Raw genomic sequence first — 17,300 nt, 5'->3', positions numbered from 1 at the left:
GGAGAAATACAAAATGATTTCATTTGGAATGATGTCACTTTCCTTGAAAAGTGAATTAACCTATTTTACCGAAATTGCCAGGAGGGCGAATGCAGACAGATTAACTTGTTTTAGGTTTTCGCCAGCTAGTATCCATCCAATCACCGAAATGGTTACAGGTGAGAGGTTCGACCAGAAGAAAGATTGCTGGGTAAAAGCTGAATTCCAGCTCCCAAACATCATTTATGACCGTTGTTTTTATACAAATGATCTTGCTTCGAAACAGGCCATGGCGATAGTGAAATGGCTGAAGAAAAAAACGGATATTACCTTCCTCGGATACGGTTTGCCAAATAAATGGGAAATACACCAGGTTCTATCGCAATCTCCTCTCTCTCCCTATATTCCGAAAACGATTCTTGCCGGCAGCGGTAAAGCTGTTATTGCCCAACTGGATGTGATGGATACGACTATATTGAAACCGGTTTTCGGTTCTGGCGGGGCAGGGATTTACAAGGTTAAAAAAACAGGCAGAGAGTTCGAAATCTCAGCCGACATTGGTGACGGACTGATTACGAAAACCTTCCATTCCACCAGTGAGACAGAGGATTGGCTTGATAACTTATTCAGAAAAAAAGAGTATATGATGCAGCCATACCTCAGTCTGTCAGATCCGCAGAATTGTCCTTTTGACATAAGGGTACTGCTGCAAAAAGATCATGAGGGAAAATGGATTGCGCGCGGCAAGGGCATCCGCCGTGGAATCAAGGATGGAATCCTGTCTAACTTACGTGCCGGCGGAGAAATATTGCCATTTGAAGAATACGTGAATTCCCTTGATATCCGAACCAGAAGATTCATTTCACTTGAATTAGAGGAAATTCTTTCGCAACTGCCAGGCATCCTTGAAGCATCATTTCCCCGCCTTTTCGAGCTAGGAATAGATATTGGTGTCTCAAGGGATCATGCTCTCTGGGTGCTAGACACAAATTCAAAACCCGGCAGGAAGGTCGTCACTTCCACTAATCCCGATTTAAAAGAAGTGCTATATAAAGCACCAATCGAATATGCCAGTGTGCTTTCGAAAATTCTGCCAGAAAGAGAGGAACAGCACTTATGAGAAAGAAATATCCGATAGAAATCATCTCCCACTCCAAACAACTCGTCTTTGTTCCTGCTGATTTAATACTTACAAATCCAATCAATAAAATCGCATTTGGCAACAAGGTGGTGGATGTTACATGCGCTCCTCATCCTAAAGGAAAAAACGTGGTTGTCTTGAGCAATGATGTACAGAAGGAGCTCTCGATGCCTGTTTTATCTATCTCCTTGCACCTATTTATTGACCAGAATACATTGTTTATCGGGCCTCTGATCGGCATCCTGACAGCAGGCTTTACCCCTTTTCCATTAAGACCGATTGGCGAGAGGTCAATGTTCTTTGCCAAGCTGCTGTCCGTCAATAAGACGGTCGGCGCCCTGCCCTTCGTGTTTGGAGAGGAGCATATCGATTGGAATCAGGGGCTGATCGACGGTTATTTCTTTGTCGATGGAGGTTGGATGAAAATAAAGGTCCCCTTTCCGAATGTCGTCTATGACCGGCTGCCAAACAGGCGCACCGAAAGAAAGTCTGAGCTTCGCAGCTTGAAATCAAGGATGCAGGCCGATTACTTGATTCCATGGTATAATCCTGGCTTTTTCAGCAAACTGGATGTATTCGAGCGGCTGCAGCAAGATGATCGTGCAGCAGAGTACTTGCCTGAAACGCATCAGTTCTCTTCTTTTTCAGTGATAGAAAGGATGCTTTCAAATTACGGAAATGTCTATGTAAAACCTGCTAATGGAAGTCTTGGACTTGGCATCCACCAAATTCTGTTCGATAAGTATAATGGCTATTATTATTGCCGTTATCGTGACCAGGAGGGCATCAATAAATTAACGAAGTTTGAAAGCCTTGAAAAGTTGATGAAGAAGATCTTTCATAAAAGAAACCTTTCGCAGATGATTGTCCAACAGGGTATCAGCCTGCTGCGCTCTGAAAAAAGGCTCATTGATTTCAGGGTTCATACAAATAAGGATGAATACGGGGTTTGGCAGGTAGCTGCAATAGCCGCTAAAATTGCCGGCCAGGGCAGCGTCACTACACATGTGAACAACGGCGGAGTCGTAAAATCACTTGATGAGTTATTTGAAGACCGGACCGAACGAGAGCTCTATGAGGAAAAACTATCTGAAGCCGCTCTGATTTTAAGCTCCATTTTAGAAAAAAATATGGAAGGAATCATCGGTGAACTTGGTTTTGACTTTGGCATCGATAAATCAGGAAAAGTATGGCTCTTTGAGGCAAATTCAAAGCCGGGGAGGTCAATCTTCAAGCATCCAAAGCTAAAGAATTTTGATTTATTGACCCGGAAACTGTCTTTGTCCTTTGGCATTTTTTTAGCGGAAAAAGCTATTACAGCACCTGAGGATATTTTCAAATGATCCTCCGCTATAATGCTGAGTCGAAGGCATGGACCCATGAAGCCAAAGCTGGTGAAACATTCGGCTTTGGCTTTAATAAAGTCAACATCCCAGCTGCATCATCAGAAACACTTCCTGAAAACAGCCAGCAGTTTCTGTTAAAAAACAAGCAGAGAAATATTGGTCCGCTGATTGGGATCATGACTTCAATGAGCAAGAATATGAACCTGTCTGGCAATGGATCATTATTCCAGGCGATTCAAGCCGAGATGCAGAAACGGAATGGTCTGATTGTCGTCTTCCCCCCGGAAACCATCATCAAGGATGGCCTGACAGGTGTCATATTTTCACCTGCTGCCCAAAAATGGATACCAGCAAAAACACCTCTTCCCCATCTTGTATATAATCGGGTACCCTTTCGAAAGGCTGAGCAGCAGCCAGCTTTCAAGGATGCCGTAAACTATCTGTCTGCACTTGGAATTCCATTTTTCAATCCTGGCTTCATCAATAAAAACAAACTGTACTCCCTATTTTCCAGACATCCACAATTAAGGAAGCTAATGCCGGAAAGTATTGAAGTGAAATCAATGATCAAGCTGGCCGCTTTCCTTGATAAACATGAGCGCATCTATTTGAAGCCTGCTTCGTCTTCCAAGGGCATCGGGATTTTTCGCCTGCGGCAAAAAGAAGGTATGATTGAGTTCGAAAGTCACTCCCATCGCCATCTGTATCCTGGCATAAAGGAGTTTTGGAAAGTCAAATCCAGGCAGTTATTAAAGTACGAGTATATCGCCCAGAAAGAAGTATTGGCTTCAGCCATCGACGGGAACCGATTTGACTTCCGGGTCCACGCCCATGATGGACCGGGTGGGTATGAAGTAACAGGAATAGGCATACGCCAATCTCAGAAGCAGGACCTGACCACCCACCTGCCGAATGGAGGAATCTTGCTTCCTTATATAAAGGTAAAGAATGACAGGCATGACCAATTCTTCGACTGGGCGGTAAAGGAAATCGGACAGTTGCTTACTGAAGAGTTAGGTTACTTTGGAGAATTCTCCCTTGATGCCGGAATCACTGAGAAAGGCAACTATGTCATTTATGAAGTCAATTCAAAACCGATGAGCTTCGACGAACCATTGATTGAGGAAAAGAGGATATCTGCTCTAGTGGATCTATTCTTCAGAAAAACAGGGTTCTGATTCAGTACTCTTTAGCCATATTCCTGCCTATCAAATCATGAAGGCCGCACCTTTTGGGGTGGCTTCTCTTTATTATTGGCCTCCAACTACATCTATTTCTCACGAATAATGGCATCGCATCTTTCCATTAAATTGCTACAATACGATATAATAATGAAAAAGTCTTTTTCACAGGGGGATATCAACTTGATTACTCATTTCCAATTCAAGTCATTATTTGAAAATAAAGATATGCCTGGCTGGCATTTTTCTTTTTATTACAATAAGCAGAAGTATACTGGTATCTATCATCAAAATGGAGATATTCAGTGGACATCTGAACAGCCATCCGACGAGCTGCATTTGAAAGAACAAATCCACGAGCTGATGCTCTTTCATGTATATGACAAGTGATGTGTATGATTTTTCTGGTTTTCCGGAACTCTAAACGTAAAAACGATGGAGGAGGATACCATGAAGAAAATTCGAAGCAAGAAATTTGCTGAGGACATGCAAAATGAAGGACGGGACGAGGTTTATCTCGATGTTGACCGGATGATCAACGAGGGCATGGCCGGCGGTACGGTACATCGATTGGACAGCTCAACAAATATTGAGGAAAGTCGTGACTTTTATCCGGAAGACCCACCAAACGAATGAACAGAAGGCTCTTCTCGAGGAGACTTCTAATTAAAGGTTTTTAAGGAATAAGGGTTACGAAAAGCACCTAAAAAAAAGACACCACATCCTAAAAGGATGCTGGTGTCTTATCTGCTTTTTACAATCATATTCACTGCTTCTTTGATCGCTTCGTCGGCATCTTTGCCTTCCTGAGCTGCTTCAGTAATGCAAGATTCAAGGTTCTTGGCAACGATGAAACCAATTGCACGGTCTACCGCTGAACGGACAGCTGATAATTGAGTGACAACGTCCTTGCAATGATTTTCTTCTTCCATCATACGGATGACCCCGCGTACTTGGCCCTCCAATCGCTTCAGGCGATTTTTCATTTCTGTTGTGTATTCCATTTCCTACACCTCTCTCTTACGGTACCCCGTATTGTATCTATTATACCAACGTTTTTTCCTTTTTTCTACCAATGATAGCTCTTCGCATGAATTAACATTTAAAAGCTACACCTGTTATAATAAAGAATATGTCAGCTTTTATCAAATTAAATCTGAGGATACTTATATGATTAATAAAATATTATCTTATTTCCCTGATTCTGTCACGTATGAAAATTACCCTGCAAATCCATCACCTGATCATTATTGGTTTAAAAACAGTGATAACTTTCCTCTATGGATTGGTATCCCCAAAAATAAGATTTCCGATAGCCAGCTTGATTTACTGAAAAACCTGTTTCATCTTGTCGAAGATCATATCCAGCTAAAAGGCGGTGCGCTTTTCTGGAAGCAATTCCTTTTCGAAGATGGTGAAATACCTCCCGCAGAAAGCGATGAAGTCCGTTTCATACAATTCCAGCTGCAGGCCAACGCTATGGAAAATTCGGAAATCCATGAAGCTTTAAATGGTTTTTTCCCTGAACACACCATTATTTGGGTCAAGGATTCTTACGGAATCATTATAGAAGAAAAAAAGGAAGTATCAGAAAATGCGGAAGAACTCTTTTCCATTGCCTCCACTTTGGAGAGCGATTTTTATGTAAAAATCTCCTTCTATATTGGCAAATTCCAGAAAGTTTCTTCCCAACTCCCTCACTTTTTCGAACAAGAAAAACAGGTCTTTGCGGAATTAACCTGCCATACGACGCGGGACGTTGTCTACACGTTTGAAAAAGCTTTTCCAATGCTGTTGGCATCAAATTTGCCTGATCACCTTAAGGAAATTATGAAGGCTTCCATACTCCAGGCATTTAGTGAGGATAAAGAGTTGATGACAACCATTAAAGTATTTCTTGAAAACAATTCAAACGCTTCACTTTCGGCAAAAAAACTCTATGTCCACCGAAATACTCTTCAATACCGATTGGACAAGTTCATGGAAAAGACCGGCGTTAACTTAAAGGATCTTGATGCAGCAGTTGTTGTTTACCTGGCAAGTCTATATGAGGAAATCCGCTAATACACCTGTCTTAAAAAACCAATAAACAACTTGCATAAAAGGGCTTACATTTTTTTGTGCATCCTGCCGATGATTAATTCGAGGCATATCAGCTAAACTGTTTTTGTAGACAAACAATCAGGGAGGCTTAAAAAAATGGCCGAGTTAAAATTAGATCACATTTATAAAATTTATGATAACAAAGTAACTGCAGTTGAAGATTTCAACCTTCACATCCAGGACAAAGAATTCATCGTATTCGTTGGTCCATCCGGCTGCGGTAAATCTACGACTCTACGTATGATCGCTGGTCTTGAGGAAATCTCAAAAGGCGATTTCTATATTGATGGAAAGCGCGTGAACGACGTTCCTCCTAAGGATCGCGACATTGCAATGGTTTTCCAGAACTATGCACTATATCCGCACATGACAGTTTACGATAACATGGCTTTCGGATTGAAGCTTCGCAAGTTCGCTAAGGACGAAATCGACCGCCGCGTTAAAGAGGCAGCGAAAATCCTTGGTCTAGAGCCTTACTTGGATCGTAAGCCAAAAGCACTTTCAGGCGGTCAGCGCCAGCGTGTTGCTTTGGGACGTGCAATCGTCCGTGACGCAAAAGTATTCTTGATGGACGAACCTTTATCAAACCTTGATGCAAAGCTTCGTGTACAGATGCGTGCAGAAATCGCAAAGCTTCACCGCCGCCTGGATACGACAACTATTTATGTAACACACGATCAGACTGAAGCAATGACAATGGCAACGCGCCTTGTCGTCATGAAAGATGGAATCATCCAGCAGGTTGGAGCTCCAAAGGAAGTTTACGAAAACCCTGAAAACGTCTTCGTTGGCGGTTTCATCGGATCTCCTTCTATGAACTTCTTCTCTGGAAAGCTTGAAGAAGGCAAATTCACAATCAACAACTCTTCAATCGCTATTCCTGAAGGTAAAATGAAAGTCCTTCGTGCACAAGGCTATGTAGGCAAGGACATCATCCTTGGTGTAAGACCTGAAGACCTTCATGATGAGCCTGTATTTATTGATGCTTCTCAAGGTGCAACAATTAAAGCAACTGTTGAAGTTTCCGAATTAACTGGTGCAGAAACGATGATCTACTCTCAATTCGAGGGCCAAGACTTTGTTGCACGTGTGGATTCCCGCTCTGATGTAACTCCGGGCCAAGTAATTGAACTGGCATTCGATATGAATAAAGTTCACTTCTTTGATGCTGAAACTGAAAAGAGAATCCGTCCTTAATAACGGACGATCAAAAAAGCAACCGCCAACGCGGTTGCTTCAGTTTGTAGACAAAAGGGGTTCGGAATGCTCTCATTCCGAACCCCTTTTTGGATTTCATCGAATTTTTCAAAGGAAATAGACTCTCTTTCCTATACTTTTAGGCCATTACTGGACTTCTCCATGTCCAGTTGGCCATCTTCTTCAAATTCAATGCAGCGAAAGTAAGCATCGCCTGCATCGACAATTTTTTAAGTCCCCTTAGGGTTGTCCAACGCATGCCATGCTTTTCTTTTGCATCTGCGAATACGCGCTCAATGGTTTCTTTGCGCTTCGCATAGATTTGTTTTACTTCTGATTGGTGCCTTAAATGGTCTGCCTCTTCCAAATACTCATGCCAGATGTGGCGCGTTACCACCTTTTGGTGGTCTTTGCTTTCTGTACATTGCGCTAAAAATGGGCAGGTGGCGCAGATATGTTTGGGAGATTTGTACTCACGATATCCCTCTTTTGTAGTGGTGGAATACCTTAGGATCTCACCGGCAGGACACAAGTAACAGTCATAAAATTCGTCATATACATAGTCATATTTACGGAAGAATCCGTCCTTCGTTCGTGGTCGGGTATAAGGCAAAGCCGGAGTTATTTCATTTTCAAACAGAAACTTCGTAATGGCTGGAGTTTTATAGGCTGCGTCGGCCGCAACGGCTTTGGGCTTTCCAACTTTCTCTATTACTTGTTCTACCAGTGGTTCAAGGATCAGGCTGTCATGGGTGTTACCAGGTGTCACAATTGTTCCTAGGACAAATCCATTTCGGTCTGATGCCGCATGAAAGGAGTAGGCAAACTGCTTTGTCCGTTCATCCTTGACGTAGTATCCACTCTCCGGATCGGTCGTGCTTTCCTTTATTTCCTTCGATTCTTCCTTGTCGAATTTATCAGGAGGAAAAGGCTTCTTCCCATGTTCTTCCCGATCTTGATTGATTTCTTCCTGGAGTTTCTCTTGATACGCCCGTGTTTCCTTCCGCACTACTTTCTTCTCGAATTTATGCTTATTCGCACTTGCTTTAACGTGGGTTGAATCAATGAAGACGTGTTCTGCACTAATAAGTTTCTTATCAGCTGCGGTCTTAAGAATTCGATAGAAAATCTGTTCAAACAAATCAGTGTCTTTAAAACGGCGTTCGTAATTCTTCCCGAAGGTGGAGAAGTGGGGCACTTTATCATGGAATCCATAACCCAAAAACCAGCGGTAAGCCATATTCGTTTCTACTTCGGCAATGGTCTGGCGCATGGAACGAATGCCAAAGGTATATTGAATAAAAGTGAGTTTAATTAAAATCACAGGGTCAATGCTTGGGCGCCCTACTTCCGAATACACATCTTTCACCAAGTCATAAATGAAAGAAAAATCTATGGCTGCTTCCATTTTACGGACTAAATGTTCCATAGGAACCAGTTGGTCTAAAGCAACCATTTCTAATTGATCTCGTTGGATTGGATTGTTCTTTGAAAGCATCTTCATCACCTCAAGCGTTATATGTATCTATTTTAAAATAGACTTATGTTTAGTTCCACGTTAAGTTTGTAAGTCCTGTTGATTGGAGTGGAAGGCGCGTAGACTCCTGCGGGCTCAGCTGGACAGGTGAGACCCCGCAGACGCCAACGGCGGTGAGGAGGCTCACCGCCAGCCCCGCGGAAAGCGAAGCGCCTGGAACGGAAATCAACAGCCCCCATTTCAGCACCAACCCAAAAAAAGACTGTAGACAAGCTCGATTTCCATCGAGTTTGTCTACAGTCTGAAGCAACCGCCAACGCGGTTGCTTTTTTCAGTTTCATGTAATGTGAAGCCTTATTCCTTAATTAAATATACCTGGCTTGAACCGCAATTTGTACATTTGAACAAATGCGGGCATTTCCCTTCTGCAAAATCGTGCGGATATCCATCTTCGAGTTTCATTTGGTCGATTGGCATATAAGGACTATAATCATCATAAAAATCCGCTTCCCGTCCATTGTTCTCCATGCTGCCGCTGCAGTTTGGACACTCTGGAATGATGGTCTTGAAGCCATTGCAAATCGGGCACATCCCCATTTTCTTCATCCTTCCTGCTTTCCTGTTATTGATAGTTTGCGTTGAATAGAGATGGTTATGTAGAAGTATCTTTCTGGAATTAATTACCTTAATCGATTAGCGCATAAACTTTTCAAAACAAAACATACTAGTTATTAATAAAACAGCAACAGAAAACAACGCAGCAACAACAACGGAATAAAGTCATTGGGTTAAGCCTTAGAAGGCAGCTAATACGCGCGCCGGTGCAAATCCGGCTAGCCCAGCCAAATTCAGATCGCGGGTTAAACCAGGCGGCATGGCAAAAAGCCATGATTGGTTCAATTCCAATACTAACCCAAATACAACAATGAAAAACACAAAGGAGGAAATATTAATGGCTAGTAGCAACAACTCTAATCAATTATTAGTTCCTGGTGTTCAACAAGCTCTTGATCAAATGAAGTACGAAATCGCAACTGAATTTGGTGTACAACTTGGTGGCGAAACTACTTCTCGTGCTAACGGTTCAGTTGGTGGAGAAATCACTAAGCGTCTTGTACAAATGGCAGAGCAACAACTTGGCGGTTCTGCACGCTAATTAACAATAATTAAATAGACTGGCTTAGGCCCCCTTACACCAGGGGGCCTTTTAATTTGTCTTTTGATTCAAGCACAGACTATGGTTAATCTTCAATTCGTTAAATCATCTTTTCTGGCTTGACCCATTCGTCATACTGCTCTGATGTTAAATACCCCGTTTTAATCGCCGCTTCTTTCAAGGTTGTGTTTTGTTTGAAAGCGAGCTTGGCAATTTCTGCTGCTTTTTCATATCCAATGTGTGGATTCAAAGCAGTTACAAGCATTAATGATCGCTCTACATGGCCTGAAATCACGTCAAGGTTCGCTTCAATACCTTCTGCACAGTTGTCGTTGAAAGATCTCATTCCGTCTGCCAAAAGCCTTGCGCTTTGCAGGAAGTTATAAATGATGACCGGTTTAAAAACATTCAATTCAAAATTCCCCTGGCTTGCTGCAAATCCAATTGTCGCGTCATTTCCGAAAACCTGGGTTGCCACCATTGTCAATGCTTCGCTTTGGGTTGGATTGACCTTTCCTGGCATAATCGAACTTCCTGGTTCATTTGCCGGAATGGAGAGTTCCCCTATTCCACTTCTTGGACCGCTTGCGAGCCAGCGAACATCATTGGCTATTTTCATCAAGTCAGCCGCAAGTCCTTTGAACGCTCCATGAAGGAACACGATTTCATCATGAGAAGTCAGCGCATGGAACTTATTTGGAGCGGAATAGAATGTCTCGCCTGTTTGTGCGGCAAGCTGCTTTGCTACCTGGTCTCCAAAATCTTTTGCTGCATTAATCCCTGTACCTACAGCAGTACCGCCGATTGCCAGGTCCCTTACGTATTTCAGCCCATCCATAATCATCTGTTCATTTTTCTCCAGCATCGCTTTCCAGCCGCTAATCTCCTGTCCTAGCGTCAATGGAGTCGCATCCTGGAGATGTGTCCTGCCAATTTTAATGATGTCATTGAATTCTTGCTCTTTTTTCTTCAATGTCTCTTTAAAAAGCTCCAGTGCAGGCAGTACCTCCCCTGTTACTTTTTTTACAGCGGCGATATGCATCGCGGTCGGGAATGTATCGTTCGAGCTCTGTGACATGTTTACATCATCGTTTGGATGGACTTTTTCATCTGAACCTTGATCTGCCAGCAGTTCACTCGCCCTTCTTGCGACCACTTCGTTTACGTTCATATTGGATTGAGTACCGCTTCCCGTCTGCCATACGACTAACGGAAAATGTGTATCGAATTCCCCTGAAAGGATTTCATCGCAAGCTTTCTCGATTGCCTTCGCTTTTGATTCTGATAGCCTTCCGGAGGCAGCATTCACATTGGCTGCAGCTTTCTTGACTTCCGCAAAAGCATAAATCACATCAATCGGCATTTTTTCAGTACCAATTTTGAAATTTTGCTTGCTTCGCTGTGTTTGCGCACCCCAGTATTTATCTGCCGGCACATTGATTTCACCTATCGTATCTCTTTCAACCCGATATTCTGACAACACGATCCCTCCTCAATCTAATTATTAACTTATCAAAACATTTAAAACATTTTCGCCTATAGGATACCTGTTTTAAAAAAGAAATGACAGAAAAGTGCACTTAGGCGAACGAAAAAGCGGAAGCAGCCATGATTGCTGCTTCCGCTTTACATTATGTCTATTTCCGCTCCAGATTATGCCTTATAAATTGCATAGCCTATATAATAGCCCAGGATCATGATGCTTGCGATGCTTAATGTTACTGCGAACTCCGCCATCTTGACAACCTCCTGATTTATATGTGTTTATTATTAAATTACCACAGGAAGCCTAAAGACAACGGGGGGGTTTCGTAACATTCTGTGACAAAAACCAAAAACGAAGTGACGTTTCTCATAGTCCCCTTTGCTCGCGTTTTATTGCGAATAGACTTTGATCCAGCCCAAAATACATCATTCATTTGCAGCGAAAATCACGATATTCACTTGGAAATTTGATGTTTGCACCAGAAAGAAGTTTATTTTACATAATAAATATTGTGTTAGTACGAAGAAAGACATTTATTTCACATAAGAAATTGATGTTAGTAGGAAGAATGACGATAATTGCACTAATGAAGAGTGTAATTGCACCGAGAAAGATAATAATCGCACCAACATAGCTGATAATTGCACCGTGAATTGAAATAATTGCACCATTATTAATGATAATTGCACCTTCAACCATGAATTGGAAAAATAAACATAAAAAATCCGCACCCAAACAATATTGGGCGCGGAATCCTTTAACCTGCCTTAACTTTATTGCCAAGCTGCAGCTGATACATTTGAAAGTATTTCCCTTTCAGTTCCATCAGCTGCTCATGGTTTCCTTTTTCGACAATCCTACCTCTATCCAGAACAAGTATCTGGTCTGCATTGCGGATCGTCGACAATCGATGGGCAATGATGAACGTCGTCCTGCCTTCTTTTAGGACATCCATTGCTTCCTGGATGATCGCTTCGGTTTCTGTATCAATACTTGATGTCGCTTCATCAAGTATCAGGATGGCGGGATTGAAGGCCAATGCTCTGGCAAAAGAAATCAGCTGTCTCTGCCCGCTTGATAGCGTACTGCCTTTTTCGATCACCGGCTCATCGTACCCTTTTTCAAGATTTTTCAGGACTCTGTCTGCTCCGACGCTTGCCAACGCTTTTTCAACGGTTTCCCTCGTGATGCCTGGGTGATCAAGACTGACGTTTGATGCTATTGTGCCAGTGAACAAGAACGGATCCTGGAGGACGATGCCCATGTGATTACGCAATGTCTGCCTAGGCATTTCTGAAATATCCATCCCGTCAATCTTAATCTGCCCTTCCTGCGGGTCATAGAACCTGAACAACAGGTTCATGATCGAGCTTTTGCCAGAGCCCGTATGGCCCACGAGTGCCACCGTTTCACCCTGCTTTGCCTCAAAGCAAAGATCCTTCAGCACATATTCGCCTTCTTTATAACCGAAGGAAACATGATCAAAAAGAACATTTCCTTTATAGCGGGGAATCTCTTGGTCACTTACATTGATTCCTTCCTCATCCATCAGATCGAACACCCGCTCTCCGGCGACCAGTGCCTGCTCAAGGTTAGCCAGCTGGTTGACGATCCCCTGGACAGGATTGAACAAACGGTTGATATAATCAACGAACGCATAAAGCATACCGAGTGAAATCGCGGATGACGGCTGCAGCGCCTCGCCGCCAAAATACCAGATGAACGCCACGAAGACGATATTCCTTAATACTCCCACAAGATTATGTGAGGTGGAGGAGTTCAAACTTAACAATTTATTTTGATAAGTAAAATGCTCCTTGTTCAACGTTTCGAATTCCTGCTGCGTTTCTTTTTCACGGCTAAAAGCCTGGATGATGCTCATGCCCTGAATGGACTCATTGATCATCCCGTTAATGTCACTCACCCGCGAGCGAATCACATGATTATATTTTGATGCGTATTTACGATATAGCTTTGCCCATACAAACAGGATCGGCAATAGCAGCAGACAAATGGCTGCAAGCTTCGCATTAAGGATGAACAAGGCAATATAGATGCCTGTAATATAGATGAAGCTTGTAAAGAACGTTGACAGGACGGTGACATACAATTCACGGATTGCCTCCGTATCATTCGTAATCCTGGCAACGACCTTCCCTGCTGGCAGATTGTCAAAATACTGGATCGGCAGCCGCTGGATTTGTCTGAAGACATCCTCCCTCAGCTTTTGGATGATCCTGTTGGCTGACTTCTGCAAATAAAACCTCTGCCCATATTGGAAGATTGATGCAATGACAAGCAAGCCGAAATAAAACGATAGCAGCTTAATAATATTCGGTATTTCCGGCTTGTAAAAACTCATCAAATCATCGCCTGACAATATCTCTGCTTCATATTGCGCAGCTTTTGCTCCTTTGCTGATGGTTAGCACACCATCCTCGTAGCTCCTGCTTCCATCGAATTCGACTTCACCATCCACAAAGACAAAATACCTTCCTACCTGAAAAATCCTTGCAGTATCAGAATTGCCTGTAGCGCTATCCTTCGTGTAAAAACTGCCATTGTATTCAACGGCATCTTCACCTGCTTCGGTTTTATGCCAAACCGATTCGATCCCTAAAATGTGATTATCAATCATCCGCTTTGCGATGAACGGCCCTGCAAGGTCAGCGACAACAGCGACCGTCAGCATCGCAAGAGCAATCAGGATGATCTTCTTATAATTTAACGCGTAATTAAACAGTCTTTTTCCTGTACTCATATGGAGTGCACCTCCTCTTCGACTGCTGCTGCCTGCTGCTTGATATATTGTTCATAATACCAGCCTTGAGCAGCTATCAATTCGTTGTGCGTACCTTCTTCGATTATTTTTCCATCCTCCAGCACAACGATGTGGTCAGCATGCTCTACTGCAGACATTCTGTGAGTGGTAATGATGGTTGTTTTTGCATTCCGCTCCCTGCGGATATTATCTATGATTTTCTTTTCCGTTTTTGCGTCGACTGCTGAAAGCGAATCATCTAGGATCAGGATTTCCGGGTCCTTGATTAAAGCCCTTGCAATCGAAATACGCTGCTTCTGGCCGCCGGAGAGTGCGACCCCTTTTTCACCGACAAGTGTCTCAAGCCCCTCAGGCAGCATCTCTAAATCCTTGCGGAAAGCAGCCAGGTCAATGATCTCTTGTAAATCTTCTTCGGAAGCCATTGGATTCCCGAACATGATATTTTCCTTGACCGAACGAGAGAACAGGATGTTTTCTTGCGGAACATAACCCATCCAGCCCCTCGTTTGTCTCAGGCTGTGCTCCTGGATTGGCACTCCTGATACAAGCAGGTTGCCTTCACCTTCTGGATATTCCCTCAGCAGCTGTTTAATCAACGTTGTCTTGCCGCTTCCCGTCTTGCCCACTATTCCCAGCGTTTCACCACGGTTTAAATGCAACTTAATCTGGTGGAGATTATTCACATTTGAGGAAGGATATTTGAACGTGAACTCAGACATCTGTAGATATTCCGGGTCATTACCTTCCACCGGTTTGGCTGGATCGGCAACATCCTCCTTGTAAGATAATGTTTCATTCAGGCGGTCAAGAGACGCATTGCCCCGCTGCATGACATTGATTAATTCCCCAATCGCGAACATCGGCCAAATAAGCATTCCAAGATACACATTAAAGCTGACAAGCTCTCCCAGCGTCAGCTTTTGCTGGAAAACAAGAAAGGCTCCATATCCTAAGCCAATCAGATAACTCAAACCAACCAGGATTTTGATCGTTGGTTCAAACAAAGAATCAATTTTTGCGACCTCGACATTTTTTCGGTAAACATCTTCAGTCAATTCATGGAATCTTGCTTCATCCGCCTTTTCCTGGACATAAGCCCTGATGACTCTTACTCCTGAAACCGATTCAAGCACCCGGTCATTCAGCTCACCGAACGCATCCTGGGCAGAAGTGAATTTGGAGTGGATCCTTTTGCCGTAAATATTAATTAGATATGCCATGATCGGCAGCGGGATGATGGAAACCAGTGTCAGCTCCCAGCTGATGAAAAAACCCATCGTGAACAGGATTGTCAGCATGAATATGCTTGAATCAACTAGGGTCAAGACTCCAAAACCTGCGGTGATGGATATTGCCTTCAGATCATTCGTAGCCCTTGCCATCAAGTCACCTGTCCGGTTCTTTTCGAAGAACGTTGGTGTCATTTTCAGCAAATGCTTCATAAACCGAGTCCTGAGCTTCCGTTCAATCAGGAACGCCCCGCCAAATAACTGATACATCCAAATATAAGTGATGAAATAAGAGACAACCGTAATCAGCATGAGGCCGCCTATATACTTAAAGATTAATGCCTGGCTCATGGAACCAAGCTGGATTGCATCAATCGCCATCCCTACGATTCTAGGCGGCAGCACATCAAGTATGCCGACAAAGATCAGCAAGGAAATCGCGACACTATATCTCTTCCAGTTTTCTTTAAAAAACCAGCTTAACTTTGATAAAACCGATAACATCAACAATCACTCCTTACCCGAAAAGCGCAAGCGCCTTGGTCAGCCCCGACAAGCGCAGGAGGGCCGACCGGTGAAGTCGGTTTTTGACTTCGCTGGGCGGACCGAAGCGACTCGAGGGGCTAGGCGCTGAAGCTGGACATTTCCGGGAATAATATTCAACATCTATCTATTTAAAAAATCTGACTACCCACTTTCCAGATATTCCTTTTTAACTAGTTTCTTCACATTTAATTTGCTCATTTTCGTTCCTCCTCGTTATTTTTTGGAATGGAAATCTTCTTTACATGAAAAAGGACATACCGCGGCATGCGATATGTCCTGAATCAATCGATAAAGACAGAAAAAGGCATACGTCACGCAGATGCGCAACCCATGCCTTTGCAGTCCCAAAGCAACTTGATTATAAAATCAATTATAGCAGAAGGATGGGTTACGTTTATTAAGTTGAGCGTATTTTACAATTGCTACAATGTTCATATCGGTAACCCTCCTTTTAGTTATTTTTTCCATTCCTTTGTAAGGTTATCACCTTACCAGTGACAATGTCAATTCTAACTTTTCACTATTTTTCATCATTTTCATTCTTTTATGTCTATCTGCGCCAAATTTTTCGCGCAAACAGCAAATAAAAAAGCAGCGGCATCGGTGCCTGTATTAATCCAAGAATTCCCCAAAGCCAATAGTTATGCCCATGTTTCCGGGCATTTGTAAAAAGAAAGATGCTCTGCGCCAATAAAATCAATACAACTAAGGCGAGCAAGACAGGTGATAATTCCTCGTTCATCTGCTATCCACCTGCTTTTGCACTCCTTTATAACTATAGACCACTGTAATCACGAGCGTCACTGCCTGGAGCATGTAGAACAATGTCGGCAATTCCAGCAGGGTGAAGATCACTCCGCTTAAAATCAGCATGGCGCTCAATATGAACAACGCCAATTCGCGGCGATATTTCTTCTTCTGGATTTCCTGTTGATTCAGGACCATTTGCTCGAACCATTTATCATCCGGAATATAAGTGTCCATGGAGTCCAGTTTGTCCAATCCATTATTGATGGCGCTGATGGTATCAAAAAATTCCGTATCATTATTTTCAACGCTTGACGAGGTGCCCTTTTGGTTTTTCATCTACTTTCAGCTCCCTTCTAACAGCTAAAAGCCCATGGTGGACTCTAGACTTTACAGTACCTGCGGCGATATTCAGGATTTCGCCAATCTCATCGTACGAATACCCATAATAATGCTTAAGGATTAGAGGGATACGCATTTCATCTGTCAGCCTGGATAGTGCAGCCAGTGCATCTGTCCATTCTTCATTATTCGATTCCATATGCCACTGCAGCTTGCGCGATGCTGCTTCACCCTCGTTCCATTCCCGCTCACGCTTCTTTTTCCGCTGCTGATCAATAAACAAATTCGTTGCTATGCTGATCAGCCATGACGAGAATTTCGATTTCCCATTGAATAAATGAATTTTCTCTACGCATTTAGCCATCGTTGCTTGTGCAATTTCCTCAGCGATATCAGGATTCATCGTTATTTTCATCAGGTATTTTACCAGCAGGGGATAATGATTCCTGAACAGCACAGCAAACGATCGGTGGTCGCCTTTTTTAGCGCTATTGATTAACTCTTTCTCATCCATCAAAGCATGCCTCTCTTTCCCCGCCACCCCAAAAATAATCTATTAATTGATTATTTATTATTAAGACGTACAAA

At 43.0% G+C, this 17,300-nt stretch carries 17 protein-coding genes; 8 read left to right on the top strand and 9 right to left on the bottom strand.

Annotated elements, in window-relative coordinates; translation table 11 throughout:
* Positions 1-13 precede the first annotated feature (13 nt).
* The 5 genes from LGO15_RS06285 to LGO15_RS06265 all read left to right on the top strand — a co-directional run bounded on the left by LGO15_RS06285 (position 14) and on the right by LGO15_RS06265 (position 4,283).
* Complete coding sequence (locus LGO15_RS06285; RefSeq protein ID WP_167832070.1) at positions 14-1,099, top strand: YheC/YheD family endospore coat-associated protein; 1,086 nt, start codon at positions 14-16, stop codon at positions 1,097-1,099.
* On the top strand, positions 1,096-2,463 hold the full coding sequence (locus LGO15_RS06280; protein ID WP_226087109.1) for a YheC/YheD family endospore coat-associated protein: 1,368 nt from the start codon (positions 1,096-1,098) through the stop codon (positions 2,461-2,463). The genes LGO15_RS06285 and LGO15_RS06280 overlap by 4 nt, the downstream gene beginning before the upstream one ends.
* A complete protein-coding gene (locus tag LGO15_RS06275) occupies positions 2,460-3,644 on the top strand; it encodes a YheC/YheD family endospore coat-associated protein (protein WP_226087108.1) in 1,185 nt (394 codons plus the stop codon). The genes LGO15_RS06280 and LGO15_RS06275 overlap by 4 nt, the downstream gene beginning before the upstream one ends.
* A 186-nt stretch (positions 3,645-3,830) precedes the next feature.
* On the top strand, positions 3,831-4,037 hold the full coding sequence (locus LGO15_RS06270) for a YheE family protein (RefSeq protein ID WP_226087107.1): 207 nt from the start codon (positions 3,831-3,833) through the stop codon (positions 4,035-4,037).
* Positions 4,038-4,097: 60 nt separating this feature from the next.
* Positions 4,098-4,283 (top strand): hypothetical protein, encoded by a 186-nt coding sequence (locus LGO15_RS06265; RefSeq protein WP_167832066.1) that lies wholly within the window; start codon positions 4,098-4,100, stop codon positions 4,281-4,283.
* Positions 4,284-4,390: 107 nt separating this feature from the next.
* On the opposite strand, the gene LGO15_RS06260 is transcribed toward LGO15_RS06265, so the two are convergent.
* Positions 4,391-4,651 carry a metal-sensitive transcriptional regulator gene (locus tag LGO15_RS06260; RefSeq protein ID WP_041966706.1) on the bottom strand — a complete coding sequence of 87 codons (261 nt, stop codon included), beginning with the start codon at positions 4,649-4,651 and terminating at the stop codon, positions 4,391-4,393.
* 166 nt (positions 4,652-4,817) lie between these two features.
* Between LGO15_RS06260 and LGO15_RS06255 the strand changes: the two genes are divergently transcribed.
* Positions 4,818-5,711, top strand: a complete 894-nt coding sequence (locus tag LGO15_RS06255) for a PucR family transcriptional regulator (RefSeq protein WP_226087106.1) — start codon at positions 4,818-4,820, stop codon at positions 5,709-5,711.
* 135 nt (positions 5,712-5,846) lie between these two features.
* Positions 5,847-6,947, top strand: coding sequence for an ABC transporter ATP-binding protein (locus tag LGO15_RS06250; RefSeq protein WP_167832064.1), 1,101 nt, complete (start codon positions 5,847-5,849; stop codon positions 6,945-6,947).
* Positions 6,948-7,086: 139 nt separating this feature from the next.
* Here the strand turns inward: LGO15_RS06250 and LGO15_RS06245 are convergent, their stop codons facing one another.
* Positions 7,087-8,445 carry an IS1182 family transposase gene (locus LGO15_RS06245; RefSeq protein ID WP_226085104.1) on the bottom strand — a complete coding sequence of 453 codons (1,359 nt, stop codon included), beginning with the start codon at positions 8,443-8,445 and terminating at the stop codon, positions 7,087-7,089.
* A gap of 333 nt (positions 8,446-8,778) precedes the next feature.
* A complete protein-coding gene (locus tag LGO15_RS06240; RefSeq protein WP_226087105.1) occupies positions 8,779-9,030 on the bottom strand; it encodes a hypothetical protein in 252 nt (83 codons plus the stop codon).
* A gap of 346 nt (positions 9,031-9,376) precedes the next feature.
* On the opposite strand from LGO15_RS06240, the gene LGO15_RS06235 reads away from it, so the two are divergent.
* Positions 9,377-9,580, top strand: a complete 204-nt coding sequence (locus LGO15_RS06235) for an alpha/beta-type small acid-soluble spore protein (protein WP_023615428.1) — start codon at positions 9,377-9,379, stop codon at positions 9,578-9,580.
* 100 nt (positions 9,581-9,680) lie between these two features.
* Here the strand turns inward: LGO15_RS06235 and fumC are convergent, their stop codons facing one another.
* From fumC to sigY, 6 genes are all read right to left on the bottom strand, one after another.
* On the bottom strand, positions 9,681-11,060 hold the full coding sequence (gene fumC / locus LGO15_RS06230) for a class II fumarate hydratase (protein WP_167832063.1): 1,380 nt from the start codon (positions 11,058-11,060) through the stop codon (positions 9,681-9,683).
* Positions 11,061-11,823: 763 nt separating this feature from the next.
* Positions 11,824-13,827 carry an ABC transporter ATP-binding protein gene (locus tag LGO15_RS06225; protein WP_226087104.1) on the bottom strand — a complete coding sequence of 668 codons (2,004 nt, stop codon included), beginning with the start codon at positions 13,825-13,827 and terminating at the stop codon, positions 11,824-11,826.
* A complete protein-coding gene (locus LGO15_RS06220) occupies positions 13,824-15,581 on the bottom strand; it encodes an ABC transporter ATP-binding protein (RefSeq protein WP_226087103.1) in 1,758 nt (585 codons plus the stop codon). Before LGO15_RS06220 ends, LGO15_RS06225 begins: the two co-directional genes overlap by 4 nt.
* Before the next feature lie 592 nt (positions 15,582-16,173).
* Entirely contained in the window at positions 16,174-16,365 is a 192-nt protein-coding gene (locus LGO15_RS06215; protein WP_167832060.1) for a sigma-Y antisigma factor component, read from the bottom strand.
* Positions 16,362-16,709 (bottom strand): YxlC family protein, encoded by a 348-nt coding sequence (locus tag LGO15_RS06210; RefSeq protein WP_167832059.1) that lies wholly within the window; start codon positions 16,707-16,709, stop codon positions 16,362-16,364. The genes LGO15_RS06215 and LGO15_RS06210 overlap by 4 nt, the downstream gene beginning before the upstream one ends.
* Entirely contained in the window at positions 16,675-17,226 is a 552-nt protein-coding gene (sigY, locus tag LGO15_RS06205; protein WP_167832058.1) for an RNA polymerase sigma factor SigY, read from the bottom strand. Before sigY ends, LGO15_RS06210 begins: the two co-directional genes overlap by 35 nt.
* Between the last annotated feature and the right edge of the window lie 74 nt (positions 17,227-17,300).

It is taken from the genome of Mesobacillus sp. S13 (assembly GCF_020422885.1).
Classification (GTDB): Bacteria; Bacillota; Bacilli; order Bacillales; family Cytobacillaceae; genus Mesobacillus; species Mesobacillus selenatarsenatis_A.
This window is presented reverse-complemented; position numbering and strand designations above follow the sequence as displayed.